The 17,759-nt window shown below is 63.5% G+C and carries 17 protein-coding genes and 1 pseudogene; 11 read left to right on the top strand and 7 right to left on the bottom strand.

The window, feature by feature from the left end:
* Nucleotide 1: 1 nt before the first annotated feature.
* Nucleotides 2-1,582 (top strand): aldehyde dehydrogenase (NADP(+)), encoded by a 1,581-nt coding sequence (locus A4C63_RS24345; protein ID WP_063914992.1) that lies wholly within the window; start codon nucleotides 2-4, stop codon nucleotides 1,580-1,582.
* 170 nt (nucleotides 1,583-1,752) lie between these two features.
* On the opposite strand, the gene A4C63_RS24340 is transcribed toward A4C63_RS24345, so the two are convergent.
* Nucleotides 1,753-2,502, bottom strand: a complete 750-nt coding sequence (locus A4C63_RS24340) for a FadR/GntR family transcriptional regulator (protein WP_063914991.1) — start codon at nucleotides 2,500-2,502, stop codon at nucleotides 1,753-1,755.
* A gap of 194 nt (nucleotides 2,503-2,696) precedes the next feature.
* Here A4C63_RS24340 and A4C63_RS24335 point away from each other — a divergent pair, with 194 nt between their 5' ends.
* Complete coding sequence (locus tag A4C63_RS24335; protein WP_063914990.1) at nucleotides 2,697-3,347, top strand: DUF998 domain-containing protein; 651 nt, start codon at nucleotides 2,697-2,699, stop codon at nucleotides 3,345-3,347.
* 74 nt (nucleotides 3,348-3,421) lie between these two features.
* Nucleotides 3,422-3,751 carry a hypothetical protein gene (locus A4C63_RS24330; RefSeq protein ID WP_063914989.1) on the top strand — a complete coding sequence of 110 codons (330 nt, stop codon included), beginning with the start codon at nucleotides 3,422-3,424 and terminating at the stop codon, nucleotides 3,749-3,751.
* Nucleotides 3,752-3,888: 137 nt separating this feature from the next.
* Here the strand turns inward: A4C63_RS24330 and A4C63_RS24325 are convergent, their stop codons facing one another.
* Genes A4C63_RS24325 through A4C63_RS26455 form a run of 3 tightly spaced genes read right to left on the bottom strand, consistent with a single transcriptional unit; the run spans nucleotide 3,889 to nucleotide 6,005 of the window.
* Complete coding sequence (locus A4C63_RS24325) at nucleotides 3,889-4,809, bottom strand: LysR family transcriptional regulator (protein WP_063914988.1); 921 nt, start codon at nucleotides 4,807-4,809, stop codon at nucleotides 3,889-3,891.
* Between the two features lie 34 nt (nucleotides 4,810-4,843).
* On the bottom strand, nucleotides 4,844-5,818 hold the full coding sequence (locus tag A4C63_RS24320; RefSeq protein ID WP_063914987.1) for a quinone oxidoreductase: 975 nt from the start codon (nucleotides 5,816-5,818) through the stop codon (nucleotides 4,844-4,846).
* 34 nt (nucleotides 5,819-5,852) lie between these two features.
* Entirely contained in the window at nucleotides 5,853-6,005 is a 153-nt protein-coding gene (locus A4C63_RS26455; RefSeq protein ID WP_156510923.1) for a hypothetical protein, read from the bottom strand.
* A 23-nt stretch (nucleotides 6,006-6,028) separates the two neighbouring features.
* On the opposite strand from A4C63_RS26455, the gene A4C63_RS24315 reads away from it, so the two are divergent.
* Nucleotides 6,029-6,937, top strand: coding sequence for a LysR family transcriptional regulator (locus A4C63_RS24315; RefSeq protein WP_063915019.1), 909 nt, complete (start codon nucleotides 6,029-6,031; stop codon nucleotides 6,935-6,937).
* On the opposite strand, the gene A4C63_RS24310 is transcribed toward A4C63_RS24315, so the two are convergent.
* The gene (locus tag A4C63_RS24310; protein ID WP_063914986.1) at nucleotides 6,938-7,456 is read right to left on the bottom strand and encodes a DMT family transporter; all 519 of its coding nucleotides are present in this window, start codon (nucleotides 7,454-7,456) and stop codon (nucleotides 6,938-6,940) included.
* Nucleotides 7,457-7,660: 204 nt separating this feature from the next.
* On the opposite strand from A4C63_RS24310, the gene A4C63_RS24305 reads away from it, so the two are divergent.
* The gene (locus A4C63_RS24305; RefSeq protein WP_063914985.1) at nucleotides 7,661-8,425 is read left to right on the top strand and encodes a hypothetical protein; all 765 of its coding nucleotides are present in this window, start codon (nucleotides 7,661-7,663) and stop codon (nucleotides 8,423-8,425) included.
* A 4-nt stretch (nucleotides 8,426-8,429) separates the two neighbouring features.
* On the opposite strand, the gene A4C63_RS24300 is transcribed toward A4C63_RS24305, so the two are convergent.
* On the bottom strand, nucleotides 8,430-9,011 hold the full coding sequence (locus tag A4C63_RS24300) for a hypothetical protein (protein WP_063914984.1): 582 nt from the start codon (nucleotides 9,009-9,011) through the stop codon (nucleotides 8,430-8,432).
* A 225-nt stretch (nucleotides 9,012-9,236) separates the two neighbouring features.
* Between A4C63_RS24300 and A4C63_RS24295 the strand changes: the two genes are divergently transcribed.
* The 6 genes and pseudogenes from A4C63_RS24295 (at nucleotide 9,237) to A4C63_RS24275 (ending at nucleotide 16,737) form a co-directional block, all read left to right on the top strand.
* Nucleotides 9,237-11,369, top strand: a complete 2,133-nt coding sequence (locus A4C63_RS24295; RefSeq protein WP_063914983.1) for a TonB-dependent siderophore receptor — start codon at nucleotides 9,237-9,239, stop codon at nucleotides 11,367-11,369.
* 225 nt (nucleotides 11,370-11,594) lie between these two features.
* Entirely contained in the window at nucleotides 11,595-11,894 is a 300-nt protein-coding gene (locus A4C63_RS24290; protein WP_063914982.1) for a hypothetical protein, read from the top strand.
* 376 nt (nucleotides 11,895-12,270) lie between these two features.
* Nucleotides 12,271-13,767 (top strand): annotated as a pseudogene (locus A4C63_RS24285) (T6SS effector BTH_I2691 family protein); the annotation flags it as partial.
* A gap of 364 nt (nucleotides 13,768-14,131) precedes the next feature.
* Nucleotides 14,132-14,389 (top strand): PAAR domain-containing protein, encoded by a 258-nt coding sequence (locus A4C63_RS26155; protein ID WP_082888413.1) that lies wholly within the window; start codon nucleotides 14,132-14,134, stop codon nucleotides 14,387-14,389.
* Between the two features lie 341 nt (nucleotides 14,390-14,730).
* Nucleotides 14,731-15,108, top strand: coding sequence for a histone-like nucleoid-structuring protein, MvaT/MvaU family (locus A4C63_RS24280; RefSeq protein ID WP_063914981.1), 378 nt, complete (start codon nucleotides 14,731-14,733; stop codon nucleotides 15,106-15,108).
* A gap of 303 nt (nucleotides 15,109-15,411) precedes the next feature.
* Nucleotides 15,412-16,737, top strand: a complete 1,326-nt coding sequence (locus A4C63_RS24275) for an MFS transporter (RefSeq protein ID WP_063914980.1) — start codon at nucleotides 15,412-15,414, stop codon at nucleotides 16,735-16,737.
* 200 nt (nucleotides 16,738-16,937) lie between these two features.
* Here A4C63_RS24275 and A4C63_RS24270 read toward each other — a convergent pair whose 3' ends face one another.
* A complete protein-coding gene (locus A4C63_RS24270; protein ID WP_063914979.1) occupies nucleotides 16,938-17,753 on the bottom strand; it encodes a sugar phosphate isomerase/epimerase in 816 nt (271 codons plus the stop codon).
* Between the last annotated feature and the right edge of the window lie 6 nt (nucleotides 17,754-17,759).

Below are 17,759 nucleotides of genomic sequence, written 5' to 3'. Positions count from 1 at the left end.
CATGCCTGAAATCCTCGGCCACAACTTCATCGCCGGCCAGCGCAGCGCCGCTGGCCCACAGCGCCTGCAGAGCCTGGACGCCAGCACTGGCGAGGCCCTGCCCTACAGCTTCGCCCAGGCCACCGAAGCCGAAGTGGACCAGGCCGCCAAGGCCGCCGCCGCCGCCTTCGCCGAATTCCGCCAGCTGGCCCCGGCGCGGCGCGCCGAATTCCTCGACGCCATCGCCGCCGAACTGGACGAACTGGACGACGCTTTCGTCGCCATCGTCTGCCGTGAAACCGCCCTGCCCCCCGCCCGCATCCAGGGCGAGCGCGGCCGCACCAGCGGCCAGATGCGCCTGTTCGCCCAGGTGTTGCGCCGTGGTGACTTCCTCGGTGCGCGCATCGACCTGGCCCTGCCGGAGCGCCAGCCCCTGCCCCGCGTGGACCTGCGCCAGATGCGCATCGGCGTCGGCCCGGTCGCGGTGTTCGGCGCCAGCAACTTCCCGCTGGCCTTCTCCACCGCCGGTGGCGATACCGCTGCGGCCCTGGCCGCCGGTTGCCCGGTGGTGTTCAAGGCCCACAGCGGCCACATGGCCACCGCCGACCTGGTCGGCTGTGCCATCCAGCGCGCCGCCGAGCGCACCGGCATGCCCAAGGGCGTGTTCAACATGGTGTTCGGTGGCGGCGTCGGCGAGTGGCTGGTCAAGCACCCGGCCATCCAGGCCGTCGGCTTCACCGGCTCGCTGAAAGGCGGTGACGCCCTGTGCCGCATGGCCGCCGAGCGCCCACAGCCGATCCCGGTGTTCGCCGAGATGTCCAGCATCAACCCGGTGATCATCCTGCCGGGTGCCCTGGCCAAGCGTGGCGAAGTCATCGCCCGTGAGCTGGCCGGCTCGGTGTGCCTGGGTGCTGGCCAGTTCTGCACCAACCCGGGCCTGGTGATCGGCCTGCAGTCGCCGCAGTACAGCCAACTGCTGGCCGAGCTTGGCCAGCACCTGGACCAGCAGGCCGGCCAGACCATGCTCAACGCTGGCGGCCTGCGCAGCTACGCCGGTGGCCTGGAGCACCTGCATGCCCATGCCGGCATCCAGCACCTGGCCGGCCAGGCGCAGGCAGGTAGCCAGGCGCGTGCCCAGCTGTTCAAGGCCGATGCCCGCCTGTTGGTGGAATCTGACCCGCTGCTGCAGGAAGAAGTGTTCGGCCCCACCACCGTTGCCGTGGAAGTGCAGGACAACGACCAACTGCGCGCCGCCTTGCTCGGCCTGCGCGGCCAGCTGACCGCGACCCTGATCGGCGAGCCTGAAGACCTGCAGGCCTTCGCTTGGCTGGTGCCGCTGCTGGAGGAGAAAGTCGGGCGGATCCTGGTCAACGGCTACCCGACCGGTGTCGAGGTGTGTGATGCGATGGTGCACGGTGGGCCTTACCCGGCCACGTCGGATGCGCGCGGCACGTCGGTCGGCACCCTGGCCATCGACCGCTTCCTACGCCCGGTGTGCTACCAGAACTACCCGCAGGCGCTGTTGCCCGAGGCACTGCGTGACGGCAACCCGCTGGGGCTGCGGCGGCTGGTGAATGGCCAGTGGCGTGAGGGCGCGATCTGATCGCCCCTTGAAACCAGAAAGCCCCGCGCATGGCGGGGCTTTTCTTTTGCCTGTACCGGCCTCTTCGCGGGTACGCCCGCTCCCACAGGGATCACCTTACCCTCAAGGGCACAGTGATACTTGTGGGAGCGGGCGTGCCCGCGAAGAGGCCGCTACAGCCGACAAAAGCTTCAGGCCCCCTGCGCCTCAGCCTCTGCATGCGCCTGGCGCAAGCGCTCGCGGCTATTGCTCAGGTGCATGCGCATGGCCATCTTCGCGCCTTCGCTGTCCCGCCGGGCGATGGCTTCGTAGATCGCCTCGTGCTCATGCATCAACCGGCTCATGTAGTGTGCCTGGTCATCATGGGCCAGCCGTGCCGAATTCAGCCGGGTACGCGGGATGATACTGGTGCCCAGGTGGTTGATGATATCGGCGAAGTAGTGGTTGCCGCTGGCCTGGGCAATGCGCAGGTGGAACTGGAAGTCCGCCGACACCGCATCCGTGGCGTGGGCAGCCCCTTCGTTGAGTTCGTCCAGCGCCGCACGCATGCCAGCCAGCTCTTCATCACTGCGCCGCTGCGCCGCCAGGCCCGCCGATTCGATCTCCAGGGCAATGCGCAATTCCAGCACCGCCAATACTTCGCGCAGGGTGACCACGGTCGCCGGGTCGATACGGAAACCACCCGTGGCTGGCGCGTCCAGCACGAAGGTGCCAATGCCGTGGCGGGTCTCGACCTGCCCGGCGGCCTGCAGCCGCGAGATCGCCTCACGCACCACCGTGCGGCTGACGCCTTCTTCGGCCATGATCTGCGATTCGGTCGGCAGCTTGTCGCCGCGCTTGAGCTGGCCGCTGCGAATGCGCTCGGTCAGCACCGTGACCAGTTCCTGGGCCAGACTGCGCGGCTTGCGCCGGGTCTTTGCCTGTACCTGCTGCTCTGTCATTGCCCTGAATTTCACCTTGAAAGACAGCGCTCATCATAGCGCAAGCAGTTGTACGATCACATACACGCAATGCGGTATTTCTCGGCGCCCGCAGTCGACACCCGGCCCTGAACAAAACACTGGAATACTGGCCCGACGCAGGCGAAAGCCTGTACTGTGCGGTTTCACGCTCGTCCATGGAAGGAAACCACAGCATGAAACCCCTCGAACGCCTGTTGCTCGCCATCGGCCTGCTGATCCCCCTTTGGCTGCTGGCCGGCGTATGGTTCACCGCCCAAGCCTACCCCGGCTACAACCACCTGCAACAGGCCATGAGCCAGCTCGGCGCCGTCGGTTCGCCGACCCAGAACTGGTCGCCACTGATCAATAACTTCCCCCTAGCCATACTGTTTACGCTGTTTGCCTGGGGCCTGGTACGACGCTGGCACGGCTCAAAGCTGGCGTTGCTGAGTGCGGCGCTGGTGCTGCTGCATGGCCTGGGCAGCCTAGGCACCGGCTGGTTTCCCTGCGACCAAGGTTGCGCACCGGCGCAGCCTTCCCGGTCGCAACAACTGCACAACCTGTCCGGCCTGCTGATGTTTTTCTCGCTTACCCTGGCAAGCGCGTTGTGGGCCTGGCTAGGCAATCGCATTGCCGGTTCCAGGGCACTGGCGCTGTTTTCCCTGGCCTGCGTGGTACTGGCGATCATCACCGTCGCGCTCATGGGCCACGCAGCACAAAACGGCCAGTTGTTCGGCCTGTACCAGCGCCTGAACTACGGCGTATCGGTGATCTGGGTCGCCAGCCTGGCCTGGACCAGCCTGCGCACACCCGTCGCCAGCCCGTTGCGCATGGCCACAACCTGACGGCAAATTGCTGGCCCCCAGCGTCTTCAAGCGAAGGCAAACTTCGTTTTTCTTCAGATGCTTAGGACAGCAACATGCGAGTACTTCTAGCAACGATGGCCGGCTGCCTGCTGGCCACGCTCGCTTTCGGCGCCCAGGCACGGGCGTTGAGCCAGAACGATCGCCACACCTGCGGCTGGGGCGCGCAGATTGCCGCCGAGGCCCAGCAGGCCAAGCTTTCCGGGGTAACCCTGTATGCCACGCGCAAGAAGCTGCAGGTGCGCAAATTTCCCAAACCGTGGATGCGCATGACCGCCTTCGGCATTACCGAGCAGACCTACAACAGCCGCTCGCGGCTCAAACCTGCAGCGATCAAGCAGACCTATTACGAGCAGTGCGTGCAGCATGCTGTAGCAAGGCGATAACGATTGCCCGCGTACCCTGTGGGAGCGGCTTTAAGCCGCGAAGAAGCCAACGCGGTGCATGGCACCGGCTACGCCGGTGTTCGCGGCTAAAGCCGCTCCCACAGGGTCCCTGCTAATTCAATTAGTTATGTGCAATTCTATAGCCGCCATGGTGCGCCGGCCTCGAAGCGTGCTTCCAGCCACGCCTTGAAAGCCACCAGGGCGGCAGTGTTGAGGCGCGCGGTCGGCCGTACCAGGTAAATGCCTGCCGCCACATCCAGCTGCCATTGCGGCAGCACCCGCACCAAGCGCCCGGCAGCGAGGTCCTCGCCCATCAGCCAGTCTCCTCCGGCCAGAATACCCACGCCACGGCGCGCCGCCTCCAGCAGGGCTTCGTTGTCATTACTGCGCAAGCTGCCGGCAACCTTGACACTCACCTGCCGCCCGCCACTCATCAGTCGCCATTCGGGGAAACTTCGCAAGCCACTGAAACCCAAGCAGTCATGCCCAGCAAGATCCTCCGGCTGCACCGGTACGCCATGCCGGGCCAGGTACTCGGGCGACGCACACAGGATGCGCAGGTGATCGCACAGTTTCCTGGCCACCAAACGGTTGTCGGCCAGCTCGCCAATACGGATGGCGGCGTCGAAACCTTCGCCGATCAGGTCGACGAAACGATCGGCATACTCGGCCTCTACCATCACCTGCGGATGGGCCAGCACGAAATCGGCCAGCATCCCGCTCAACCAGCGCCGCCCCATGGCTGCCGGCAACGCCAGGCGCAGGCGCCCACGTACCGTCGCCGCCCCTTCGGCCGCTTCCTGTTCCGCCTCGGCGATCAGCCGGTTGGCCTCGCGCACCTTGGCAACCAGCCGCTCGCCTTCATCGGTAAAGCGCAACTGCCGCGTACTGCGCTCCACCAGGCGAATGCCCAGGCGCGCCTCCAGTGCACTCAGGCGCTTGGACAGCACCGTGGGGTGGCGCTCCAGCTGCCGCCCGGCAGCGGCAAACGAGCCCTGCTCGTGCAGCGCCAGCAAGGTGGCAAGTTCATCGGCGCGGCGGCTGTCGAAGGCATCCATGGCAAGGCTCGGCACTAGGCAGTGGGGTCAGGAATCAGGCAGTAAGGACCAGCGCGCCCTCCGACAGCCCGTGCTCCAGGTCCCCGTGGGCCCTGGCCGCTTCGGCCAGCGGGTAGCGACGCCAGACCCGAGGCTGGATGATACCCTCGGCGACCGCCGCCAGCACATCGGCAGCGCGCTGCTGGTACTCGTCGACCGTGCGGGTGTGCGCCGCCAGCGAGGGTCGGGTCAGGTACAGCGAGCCCTTGGCGTTGAGCGTGGCAACCTCGATGGCCGCCGGCGCACCGGAGGTGCCGCCGAACGACACCAGCAAACCACGTACCCGCAGGCTGTCCAGCGAGGCTTGCAGAGACACCTTGCCGACACAGTCATAAACCACATCCACCCCTTGGCCCTGGGTCAACTCGCGCACTTGACTGGCCAAGGTTGCCGCGTCGAACACCAGCACATGGTGGCAGCCCGCTGCCTGTGCCCTTGCCACACTCTGCGGGCGCGACACCACGCCGATCACCGTCGCCCCCAGATGCCGTGCCCAAGGCGCCATCAACTGGCCCAAGGCACCGGCGGCACCGTACAGCAGCACTTGGCTACCCGGGCCCACGGCATAGGTGGTCTTCAGCAAGTATTGCGCCGTGATGCCCTTGAACAGCACGGCGGCGGCGGCCTGGTCATCCAGTTGCGGCGGTAGCTTGACCAGGCGCTCGGCCGGGTACAGACGGCCGCTGGCGTAACCGCCGACCGGGCCCATTGCATAGGCGACCCGGTCGCCCACCTGCACGTCATGTACCCCATCGCCGACGGCAGCGACCCGCCCGGCACCTTCCAGCCCCAGCCCGGACGGCAAGTCCAAGGGGGCACCACCCTTGCGCTGCAACAGGTCGAGCGGGTTCACACCCATGGCCGTCTGTTCCAGCCACACCTGCCCGGGCCCTGGAGGTTGTGCCTGCAAGTGTTCAAGCTGCATGACATCGGCAGTGCCGGTGCTGTTGAGAATGATGCGGGTAGCCATGATCGAATCCTGTTGGATGGGAGTTCGAGTCAGGCTAATCAGGCAGCGCCAGTAGAACAATCAGGTGAAATGCAGATGATTTCTGCATCCCTTGCAGCAATTCAGTCAGTGCCAAGGTCAGCATGACCATCTGCGCGCGCCGAACCGCGTCAGCCTCGGTATTTGTTAAGCTGATCGAAATCGTCATAGATGACCAAGACCATTCGCACCATGGATGAACTACGCAAGATCGACCTCAACCTGCTGCTCGCCCTGCACGCCCTGCTGAGCGAAAAGCACGTGACCCGCGCCGCCCTGCGCCTGCACCGCAGCCAACCCGCGGTAAGCCACGCCCTGGCGCAGTTGCGCAAGCACTTCGACGACCCCTTGCTGGTGCGCCAGAACGGCCGCATGGCCTTGACCGCCCGCGCCCAATCGCTGGCCAAGCCGCTGCAGGACGCCCTGGGCAACCTCAACGGCCTGCTGGCCGCCCCACAGTTCGAACCGGCCAAGGCCCAACGTCGCTTCAGGCTCTCGCTGTCCGACTACTCCTCACGGATCATCCTGCCCCCCCTGCTGCGCCACCTGCGCCAGGTCGCGCCCGGGGTGGACCTGGCCATCAGCCAGGCCAGCCGCGAAACCATGCTGGCCCAGTTGCTCGATGGTGAACTGGACCTGGCCCTGGGCATCTTCCCGGACCTGCCCCAGGCCATCACTGCGCAGCCGCTGTTCGCCGACAGCTTCATCAGCGTTGCCGATCGCCAAGTGCTGCCGGCCAGCGGCGGCCTGGCCCTGGCCGACTGGCTGGCCCGCCCGCATGTGCTGATGGCCATGCGCCCGGACGCCTTCGATGAGATCGAGCGCGCCCTGGCCGCCCACGGCCTGCGTCGGCGGATCGCCCTGGCCTTGCCGCACTGGAGTGCGGCGGTCGAGGTGCTGGCCGGCACCGACCTGATCCTGACCGTGGCCAGCCGCGCGGTGGGCTCGCTGCACCCGCACAAGACATTGCGCCAGTTCGAGCCGCCACTGGCGATTCCTTCGTTCGATTACCAGCAGGCCTGGCACAGCCGCAAGGACGATGACCCTGGGCATCGCTGGCTGCGTGAAACCGTGTGGACGTGCAGCCAGCCGGGGTGCTGATCAGCCTTCCGGCTGTTTCACCACGGCAGTGGCGCTGGCCGGCGAGCCCGCCGACCAGGTGCCCTGCACCAGCAGCACGCCGCAGAGGATCAGCACTACACCCGCCAGCCTGGCCAGGTTGAGTGGTTTGCCCCCCAACCCCATCACCCCGAAGTGGTCTGCAACCACCGCCGTAATGATCTGCCCCGCCACCACCAGCACCAGGAACCCCGCCGCGCCCAGCTTAGGGGTGAGCGCCGCGGCACCGGCCACGTACAACGCCCCCAGCACACCGCCAACCCACAGCCACCAAGGCCCCTGCAAGGCCTTGCCCATGTCTGGCGCGGGCACCCTGAGGAGCAGCAACGCGGCGATCACTACCAGCGAACTTACCGTCAACGATGTGAACGCGCCCCACAACCAATGCCCCAGCGCCCGGCCGACGGCGGCATTACCCGCAGCCTGGAACGGCAGCACGGCACCGGCAAGCAACGCCAGGGCAAAGGGAAGCACCAGAAGGCACAAGGTTTTGCTGAACATGGCAGTCCTCATTCATGACATATGTTCAGGCGATGATCGGAAAATTCCCTTTATCCATGGAAATCGAAAGTGTGCACTCATGCTATTCGCCACATGGATACCCGCCAATTGGGCTAGGATGCTGCCCAGCCGCGGCACCTGAGGCTCCAACCTGCGGGTTCACGGCTGAAACCAGACCAAACCGTATGTGATGGAGCACATTCGATGACAGATGAACGCACAACCCTGATCGACCATGGGCAGTTGCCCACCCGCAACCTGGCCGAATGCCTGGCAGTGGATCAAAGAACCCTGGTCAGTGCATTGGCAGGCCAGCTGCCCGACACGCTGATCGAACAGCTGGCTACCTGCGCCGAAGAAACATGCTCGCAGGGCCTGTCCAAAAAAATCACGGGTATCGGGCTTACCCTTGGGCAGTGGCTGGAATCAGCATCTGCACCCCAGCGTCAGCAGGTGTTCGAGCAGTGCAGCGCACACAGCTCCGATACGGTGCGCAGCTGGGCGGCCTTCGCCCAGGCGCACCTGTCGCGCACGGTCGATCTCGAGGCCGCATTGCTGGCCCAGCTGCGTTTTGCTCGCGATGAACATTTTGGCGTGCGCGAATGGGCCTGGATAGCCCTGCGCCCGCGCCTGGCTCAAGCGCTGGATAACGCCCTTGCCCTGCTTGCCCGGCATGCCGGCGACAGCAACCCACTGGTACGACGCTTCTGCATCGAGGTACTGCGCCCGCGTGGCGTCTGGTGCGAGCACATCGCCGCGCTCAAGCTGATGCCGGAAGCGGCCGAGCCACTGCTGCTGCCCCGCCTGGCCGAAGCCGACAAGTATGCCCAGGACTCGGTTGCCAATTGGCTCAACGATGCCAGCAAGACTCGGCCCGACTGGGTGATCCAGCTGTTCGAACGACATCCGCCGTCATGCAAGGCATCACGGCGGATCCATACCCGGGCAACCCGTAGCCTGCCCCAATGAATGGTCAGCGCGAGGTTTCGACGCGCAGCACTTCGGTGTAGATCGCGTCGACCGTCTGGCCGACCTTGAGGTTCTTCATGCGTGCCTGCAGGTCAGGGTTCTCGACCTTGACCACCTGCAGCTTGCCCTCCGGCGGCAGCAGGCTCACCTCATGCGCCTTGAGGTCGATCTTCTTGATCTGCGAGGTCACCTTGACCTGGCGGAACGCTTCGCCGCCCGGGTTGGGGTTGTCCGCAGTGGCGCGGATGGTGCCGGACTCTTCAGTCGCCTTCGGCGCCCCGCCTACTTCGGGATTCAGCACATAGGCCACCGCACGGGTCACATAGATGTCGACCTGGTCACCCACCTTGAGGTTGGGCAGCGCCTTGGCCTTTTCCGTGAGCTGGAAGGTCACATCCTTCTTGTCGTCGGGGCCTTTCACCGTGACCTGGCGGCTGGCCAGGTCGATGGCCGTGACCTGCGTGGTGACGTGGCTTTCCAGCGCCTCGCTGCCAATGGGAATACCGGCAGCCTGCACCGTGAGGCTGGCGGCGGACGCCAGGGTGGCGAGGGCAACAGCACGAGCGAGAGTACGAATTGGATTCATAGGCCTGCTTCCATGTGATCAAGACCGGATAGGTGCGTGAAACGCTCACGCGCCAACAAGCATAGCCCTTGCCTGCCACATTGCCGGCCCCTCTCCCTTGCGACGCATTTCGTCCATTTTTGCCACCTACCTCCTTGCAACAGCAAATGCGAATTCTTTACACTTGCTTTACATTTACAAATCATTACTATTCGTGACCTCAAATACAACAAAGAGTCACCTGTAATGGCAAAAAAGTCTGTTGCCACAGCGTCCATTTCCATGCTGGGCCTGCTGGTTGTGCCTGCTGTTCATGCGGCTGTTCAGCCTGAATCGCAGGGTGCCCTCGCCTTGCCCGCCACTGCCGTCACCAGCGCCTACGAGCAGCAAAGCTACAAGGCCAGCGAAAGTCGCAGCGCCATGAAGATCGACGCCCCGCTGCGCGACATCCCGCAAACCGTCAACGTCGTGCCCGAAAGCGTGATCAAGGACCAGGGTGCGCAGTCCATGGAAGACGTACTGAAGAACGTGCCCGGCGTCGGCCTGTCCAACGGCGACGGCCAGCGCGACCAGGTGACCATTCGCGGTTTCAGCGCCATTGGTGACATGTACATCGACGGCGTGCGTGACGACGCCCTGTACTTCCGTGACCTGTCCAACATCGAGCGGGTCGAAGTGATCAAGGGCCCAGCCGCAGTGCTGTATGGCCGTGGCTCTTCGGGCGGCCTGATCAACAGCATCAGCAAGAAACCGAGCTTCACGCCCAAGCGCGAGGTCGGCATGAGCTTCGACAGCGAGGGCAAGCGCCGCACCCAGTTCGACACCGGCTGGGCCGACCCGCAAAGCAACCAGGCCTACCGCTTGACCGGTGCCTTCGAAGACAGCGACACCTTCCGCGACGATGGCTACATCGACCGCAAGGCCATCGCGCCGTCGGCCTACTTCCGTCTCTCCGACGACCTGGAACTGAACCTGGGCGCCACCTACCTGTACGACAAGCGCCTGATCGACTTCGGCATCCCGGCGCTGGGTAACCGTCCGGTAGACGTGGACCGCGACAAGCGCTTCGGCTCCGGCGATGCCGACCAGGATTACGCCCGCAGCGAAGTGTTCTCGCTGACCGCAAGCCTGGACTACCGCATCAATGACGACTTCACCCTGACCAACACCAGCCGGTATTACCGCTACGACCTGGACCGCAACAACACCCTGGCCGACAGCAGCCCGACGCGCTTCGTCACCGCGCCCAACGGCGAACTGCTGGTCAAGCTCAACCGTGGCAACGTGGCCCGAGACGAGTACGGTGTGTTCAACCAGACCGAACTCAAGCAACAGGCGCAGTTCGCCGGAATGCAGCACAACCTGCTGTATGGCGTGGAAGTAGGCTTCCAGGACAAGCACCAGCGGGTGCTGAGCCAGAACAACGTGGCCCAGGTGCCGGTGTTCCGCGACGCCCTGGTGCCGGTGCCGGAGCACGCCGCCAACCTGTCGTCCAAGGGCACCAATTTCCAGCAGACCACCGGCCTGTATGTGCAGGACATGATCGAGCTGAACGAACACTGGAAGGCCTTGGTCGGTGTGCGTTATGACATCTTTGGCCAGGAGTACGACGACGACCGCGCGCAGAACGTCGACCTCGACCGTACCGACAAGACCTGGAGCCCACGTGCCGGCCTGGTCTACCAGCCGGATAACATCCAGTCCTACTATGCCTCTGTCAGCCGCAGCTACCAGCCTTCGGGCGAGGTGTTCGCGGTCAGCCCGACCAACCAGCACCTGGAGCCGGAAGAAACCACCAACTACGAACTCGGCGCCAAGTGGGACCTGCTCGACAGCCGCCTGTCGGTGACCGCAGCGGTATTCCGCCTCGAGCGCACCAACATGAAGACGGCCGACCCGGCCAACCCCAACCTGACCGTACTGGCCGGTGAACAACGCACCGACGGTTTCGAAGCCACCGTCAGCGGGCAGCTCACGGACAAGTGGCAGATCTACGCTGGCTATGCCTACCTGGATGCCGAGATCACCAAGTCCAACAGCAAGACCAACGGCGTGGCCAACGAAGGCCAGACCCCTACCCTGACGCCGCGTAACAGTGCCAATGTCTGGCTGGTGCGTACCCTGACCCCGGAATGGCGCGTAGCCGCTGGCGCCAACTACGTCGACGAGCGCTACACCGCACTCGACAATGTGGTGGTGATGCCGGGCTACACCACCTTCGACGCCGCGCTGCTGTACAGCGTGCCGCAATGGGACGCCGCGCTGCGCCTGAAGAACGTGTTCGACCGCGACTTCTATGCCTCCGCGCACGGTTCGGTGGACCTGATCACCCCGGGTGCACCGCGCACGCTGGAGGCCAGCTTCAGCTACCGGTTCTGATCCCCTGCCCCAAGGCGCAAGGCCTTGCTGTGGTGCAAGGCCTTGCGCTGCATCTGGTGCAATGCAAGCGTTCACCGCTTCGCTTGAATGCAATATCCTGCGCAGTGAATGGCACCGACTTTGCCGGTGTTCGCGGCGGTGCGCCGCCTCGACAAACCCGCTCCCACAGTGTGGACAGCACCTTGCTTGCGATCACAGCGTCCCGCCCCTCAGTAAGGAGAGCATATGAGCAACAAACCTAATCGCCCATACACACCTTGGGCGCTGACCACCCTGCTCGCCTTCAGCCTGGCACTCACCGCCGGCTGCTCCAGCAAGACCAGCAAGGCCCGCTACGCGACTCCCGCAACAGGCTCCAACTGCTTCGCCAAGGCCGTCCCCACCACCGGCGAAGGCGGCCTCGCGTGGGGCAATACCCTGAGCATTGCCCGGCAGAAATCGCTGAACAACTGCGTGCGTTATGCAAGCCGGTCAGGGGGCACACCGAAGACTTGCCAGGTGGTGATGGCCAAGTGCAAGAACTAAATATTTATAGACAAATTATAAAGTAAGACCTTTCTTACAAATATACCCGCACTGCTTCTCCTTCATGAGGAGCACTTGAGCAACATCCGATTCACCCAAATATACTCTTACACTTTCGACCTCGACTCAAAACGGCAGTCGAGGCATTGTCTTGCCATTGAAACTTGACACGCCCTATCCGTGGCAACCCAAAACAAGAACTTTCCTACAACATACAGCCCATCAAGAAAACCAGGGTACGGCACACCCGCGGGATATACGTCAATAACGCTTCAATATATCCCCATGAAATAGATAACAACAGGCTGACCAGCAATCAAGCAGGCCATTTTTTATTTCGTGAGCAAGAAAGTTTGACACTGAGCAAGGAGCTCCCATGACTGACGCCTCCGTCAGCAGCGCCACCTCCGGCCCTGCCTGTAGCGCACGCATCCCTATCCTGCCGGTACGCTATGCCATCGTGCCACGCACCGGCGATATGCCCGCCTGCCGCTATGCCGATGCAGGCTTCAACCTCGAACAAGGCTTCGGGCCACTGCAACACTCTGCCTACACCCTGCGCGCGCTGCGCCCGGGCTATGTCTACGTGTTTATGCAAGGCGCCCTGGGCCAGAAACTGGTCATTCACGAGTACGTCGGCGCGGGCCTTTACAAGGAACTGCGCTATCGCGGGCTGGACGACTACCACCGGCGTGATCGCTACCTGTCCAGCCACACCCTGGGCTGGGTGTGGGCCGATACCTGCCCCGATACCGCCAGGGAAGTGTGGATCGGCTACAGCCCGCACCTGTGGACCAACGCCATGACCGCCCGCATCACCAGTTCAGCCGCCTTGCGCCAACGGCACATGCGCCAGCTGGACATGGCCGAACTGATAGCCGGCAACCAGGCACCCTCAACCCAGCCCCATGTCTTGCCGGTCAGCGCTCTGCAAACCTGGGTCGAAGACTTCAAGCCAACCGAGCGGCGCATGCCCCTGACCTGGAGCAGCGACCCGATCACCGAAACCCTGCCGATCGGCAACCTCGTTGCCATCGGCCGGCACTACCCCTACACCCAGCCGAAAGTACCGGTAGTGGTGGCGCTCACCGATGCCGAAGGCATGGCCCTGGACCTGAGCCTGACGGTGTCGGCCTATCAACATCAACTGCGCGACCTGATGCCCGCCGAACAACTGGAGCACATGAAGCCGGCACAAGGGTCCGAGCAGGAACGCGTACCGGCGTGCTACAAACTGGATGCCGAACAGCTGAGCGTGCAAAGCCACGATTTCCACCACCGCAACCTGGTGGCCATGCTGCTGAACAAGACGCTGGAAAGCCTGTACCCGGCGGATGCCCCTTCACCGGAACTGGCCGAATTCCGGCTTGGCACCGAGCGCCGCGGCCCCGCCCTGTCGCCGTCCGAGTCGCGTTTTCAGGCCCTCACCCACGAAGACTACTCACCCAACGGCGCCCGCCTGGCACAGCGCCTCGACCTCGCCAAGTACCGGCGCTTCCTCACCGAGCGTGATGAACTCGAACGCCGGATCATCGCGTTGCGCAACCAGGCCTTGCAGGCCAGCCACGACCATGACGCCTGGCTCGGGACCGCCGAACCCCAGCATGTCGATAACCCCTACAGCCTGGCTGCGGCCCTGGCCTGCTACGACCGCGACGAAATCACTTCCGCCCGCGGCCTGGAAATATCCTTGGCGCTGCTGATTCAGTCGATGGGCCAGCCGGCGCCCGGCACTGAAGAACTGGACCCGCGGCTCAAACGTCTCGAACAGTGGCTGGACCAGCACGACAGCCCGCTGTACACCGCCCTGGCGCCATTCAACCCGTTCAAGGACAAGGCGGATTCGATCGGCAGCCTGCTCGGCGCAACGAACCCACCGAGCCCGGCGTCAAGCACGTCGCCGAAGTCTGGGAATACCTCCGCCACTTCATGGACCACGGCCCGGACAAACTCCCCCCTCCCGGCGAACCCAACTGGTGGCACAAGCCACTGCACGCGATCTGCCTGACCCCGGCAGAAGCCTGGCGCCACTACGCCCCCTGGCGAACCGGCGAACCTGGTGAAATGCAGGGCAAGAAGAACTGGCAACTGCCGTTCTGGGCCGTGCTGTTCCCTTACAACCTCTCCGTTGCCATCTGCTGGTACGGCGTCTGTCGGCTGTTCAACGTCCGGGCAGCCCCACCGCCCCCAGAAGCCTTCGAAGAGGCCCTTGTCCGACCAAGCAAAAGGAAGCGCAAATGAAACCCATCGTACTCGTAGGTCATCGTCATAGCTGCCCAATCCATGGCGTAGGTACCGTGAAAACCGGTGCTAGCGCAACATTCGTCGATGGCAGGGCCGTCGCACGGGTGGGTGATCGCATCAGTTGCGGTGCCGTCATCGAAACAGGCGCTGCCTGCACGATCATCGAGGGACAACCAGCGGCCAGGGAAGGAGACACAACCAGCCACGGAGGGACTCTGATTGAGGGAGATCCAGGCTGGCTCATTGATTGAAAGCATGAGCCAGCCACTTCGACGATAGCGGTTGAACAGCCGCAATCAATTCCCGGATAGAAACAGGCCCATAGGCTGAAGCCTGACAGTCGAGCCTTCTGGGCCGCCCTGCGGCCCATCACCGGCGAGCCAACTCCCACCAGCATGCCCATACCAACTTACTCTATTTCAAAAAATATCGTCGGGTAGGAATATACTTACACTGGCAACTAAAAACCAAACAGACCCAACAACGGCAACACCACCACAGGCACCTAAAAACATTTCACAAATTATTTCATTGCTTGCATTCCCACTTAATACCCACTAACACTACATCCATCAACCGATGGAGAAACGACATGTCCAGACTTGCTGAATTTCGTGCGCTCGAGCGCCTTCTTGCTGCCAAAAAGTCCGAGCTCTCCTTCATAAAAATCAACCCCCACCTAAAACGCGAGTTTGAATTCGAAAGCAAACTCCTCGCGCTGCTTGATGAATACCAATTCGACTTATCTCATGTCCTGGCCATTAGTGAATGTGAAAGCTACAAGACTCAACACCCGTGGTTACCACTTCCACCACTCCCACGCTTCAGGTCTCGGCAAAGCAAGTACTACATAAACCCGTACACCGGCGAGATGGTAGAAGCGAAAAGCACCTTGCACAAAACCCTTCAAATGTGGATTCAGCAGTATGGCCGCGCGGAGGTCGAACGCTGGGCAACGGTATGGTTCTGATTGCTCCAGAAACAGTTCATGCCCAGCCTGGAACACGACCGCCCTTCCCTCCCACCAGCACCTCACCAGCCTGCGGTATTGAGCAACGAGGGGCCACGCCGTCTACCCTCAATATACGTTGACCCGTTGCCTCACCCGCAGGCCAACGCAACCGTTCGATAACCGAACACTAGCCCCTCCCTTGAATTGACGCTGCCGCCTTCACTGCTCACCATGCACCGGCCTTGCGTGTCCCCCTGCCTGGGAATAGGTCACGCACCCGTAGCACCGCAGCTGAATACAATTTCAAGAAACGAGCAGTTTATGAACCACTCCAGGATCACCCCCGCCGCCCCCCGGATGCCCCAGGGTTCGATCGGCGACAAGCTTCGCGGCGCCTTCGGCGTCGGCAAGACCCGTTGGGGCATGCTTGCCCTGGTGTTCTTCGCCACCACCCTGAACTACATCGACCGTGCCGCGCTCGGCATCATGCAGCCCGTCCTGGCCAAGGAAATGAGCTGGACGGCGATGGACTATGCCAACATCAACTTCTGGTTCCAGGTCGGCTACGCGGTCGGCTTCCTGCTGCAGGGCCGGCTGATCGACAAGGTCGGGGTAAAACGCGCGTTCTTCTTCGCCGTGCTGCTGTGGAGCCTGGCCACCGGCGCCCATGGCCTGGCCACTTCGGCCGCCGGCTTCATGGTCTGCCGCTTCATCCTCGGCCTGACCGAGGCCGCCAACTACCCGGCCTGCGTGAAGACCGTGCGCCTGTGGTTCCCGGCTGGCGAGCGGGCCATCGCCACCGGCCTGTTCAATGCCGGCACCAACGTCGGCGCCATGGTCACCCCGGCCCTGCTACCGCTGATTCTGGCCGTATGGGGCTGGCAGGCCGCGTTCATCGCCATGGGCAGCCTTGGCCTGGTGTGGGTGGTGCTGTGGCTGCTGAAGTACTACAACCCTGAAGATCACCCACGCGTACGCCAGAGCGAGGTGGCATACATCCAGCAGGACGACGAGCCCGAGCCGACCCGCGTACCGTTCAGCCGCATCCTGCGCCTGCGTGGCACCTGGGCGTTCGCGGTGGCTTACGCGATAACCGCGCCGGTGTTCTGGTTCTACCTGTACTGGCTGCCACCGTTCCTCAACCAGCAGTACAGCCTGGGCATCAACGTGACCCAGATGGGCATCCCGCTGATCATCATCTGGCTGACGGCGGACTTCGGTAGCATCGGCGGCGGCATCCTGTCTTCCTGGCTGATCGGCCGCGGCGTGCGCGCCACCACGGCGCGGCTGGTGTCGATGTTGATCTTCGCCTGCACCATGGTCAGCGTCACGCTTGCCGCCAATGCCAGTGGCCTATGGGTCGCAGTGGCGGCCATCTCGCTGGCAGTGGGTGCACATCAGGCGTGGACGGCGAATATCTGGAGCCTGGTGATGGACTACACGCCCAAGCACCTGGTGAGTACCGTGTTCGGTTTCGGCAGCATGTGCGCGGCGATTGGCGGGATGTTCATGACGCAGATCGTCGGTAGCGTACTGACCGCTACCAATAACAACTATGCCGTGCTGTTCACCATGATCCCGGCGATGTACTTCCTGGCGCTGGTATGGATGTACTTCATGGCGCCGCGCAAGGTCGAAAGCGCCTGAACGCGCTAGCCACTTTCCTCTACGGGGCCCTTGCGGGCCCTTTTTTTGGCCAGTTGGCAAACAGCAATTCTTGCCTGCCCCGGCCACATCGCCGGCAAGCCAGCTCCCACAGGAGTAGCGGCTTGCGCAGTCCACCCTGTGGGAGCGGGCGTGCCCGCGAACACGGGCGATAGCCCGTGCCATGCGCCGCGTTCTATCAATCAGACTCTGGCCAGCACTGCCATGGCCTTCTCCAACGCCATGCGCGCACGCTGTTCGCCACTTATGCCCTGTTCCAGCAACTGCCGCGTGGGGATTTCCAGGCTCAACGGCACACTTGGTGGCAAGCCGCGCAGCAAGCCGACCAGGTCGGCATCGCCCTCGCCCGGGAAGCGCCGTTCATTGCGTGCCTGACGCAGGATCTCGTCCATGTCGGCCGGTACCGGGCCAGCAACGTCGCACAACTGGGCATAGCGCATGCGCTGCGGCGCCAGCTGCGCCAGATCGTCCAACGAAGACCCGGAGCGGTTGAAGTGGAAGGCATCCACCAACACGCAGCCATTGGCGCGGCCGGCATTGGCCACCACCCGCATGGCCTGGCGCAGGTCACGCACATCGGTCCAGGGCATGAACTCCAGATGCGGATGAATACCATACCCCACCGCCAGGTCGCACAACGCGGCAAAGCGCTCGGTCAAACGCGCCTCATCCGGATCGTTGCCAGCCACCAGCAGCTCCGTGCCGCCCAACTCGGCCCCCACCGCCAGAATCGGCTCGAAATCGGCCACGCAGGTTTCCGGCTTCAGCCGCAGGATTTCCAGGTCGAGCACCTTGATGTGGGTGTCGCGCAGGCGCGCCTGGGTTTGCCGGCGCAGGCCGGCATCGGCCACCAGCGGGAAATGCTGTTCCTGCTCGGTGGCGGGCACCAGGCGCAGGCCTACATGGCTGTAACCGGCGCGGGCTGCTGCTTCGACCATGTCCGGCGGGGACAGCTCGAGCACCGTCAGGGCTGCCAGGGAGAAAATTCGATCAGTCATTATCGT

This window comes from Pseudomonas sp. p21 (assembly GCF_001642705.1).
Taxonomy (GTDB): Bacteria; Pseudomonadota; Gammaproteobacteria; order Pseudomonadales; family Pseudomonadaceae; genus Aquipseudomonas.
This window is presented reverse-complemented; position numbering and strand designations above follow the sequence as displayed.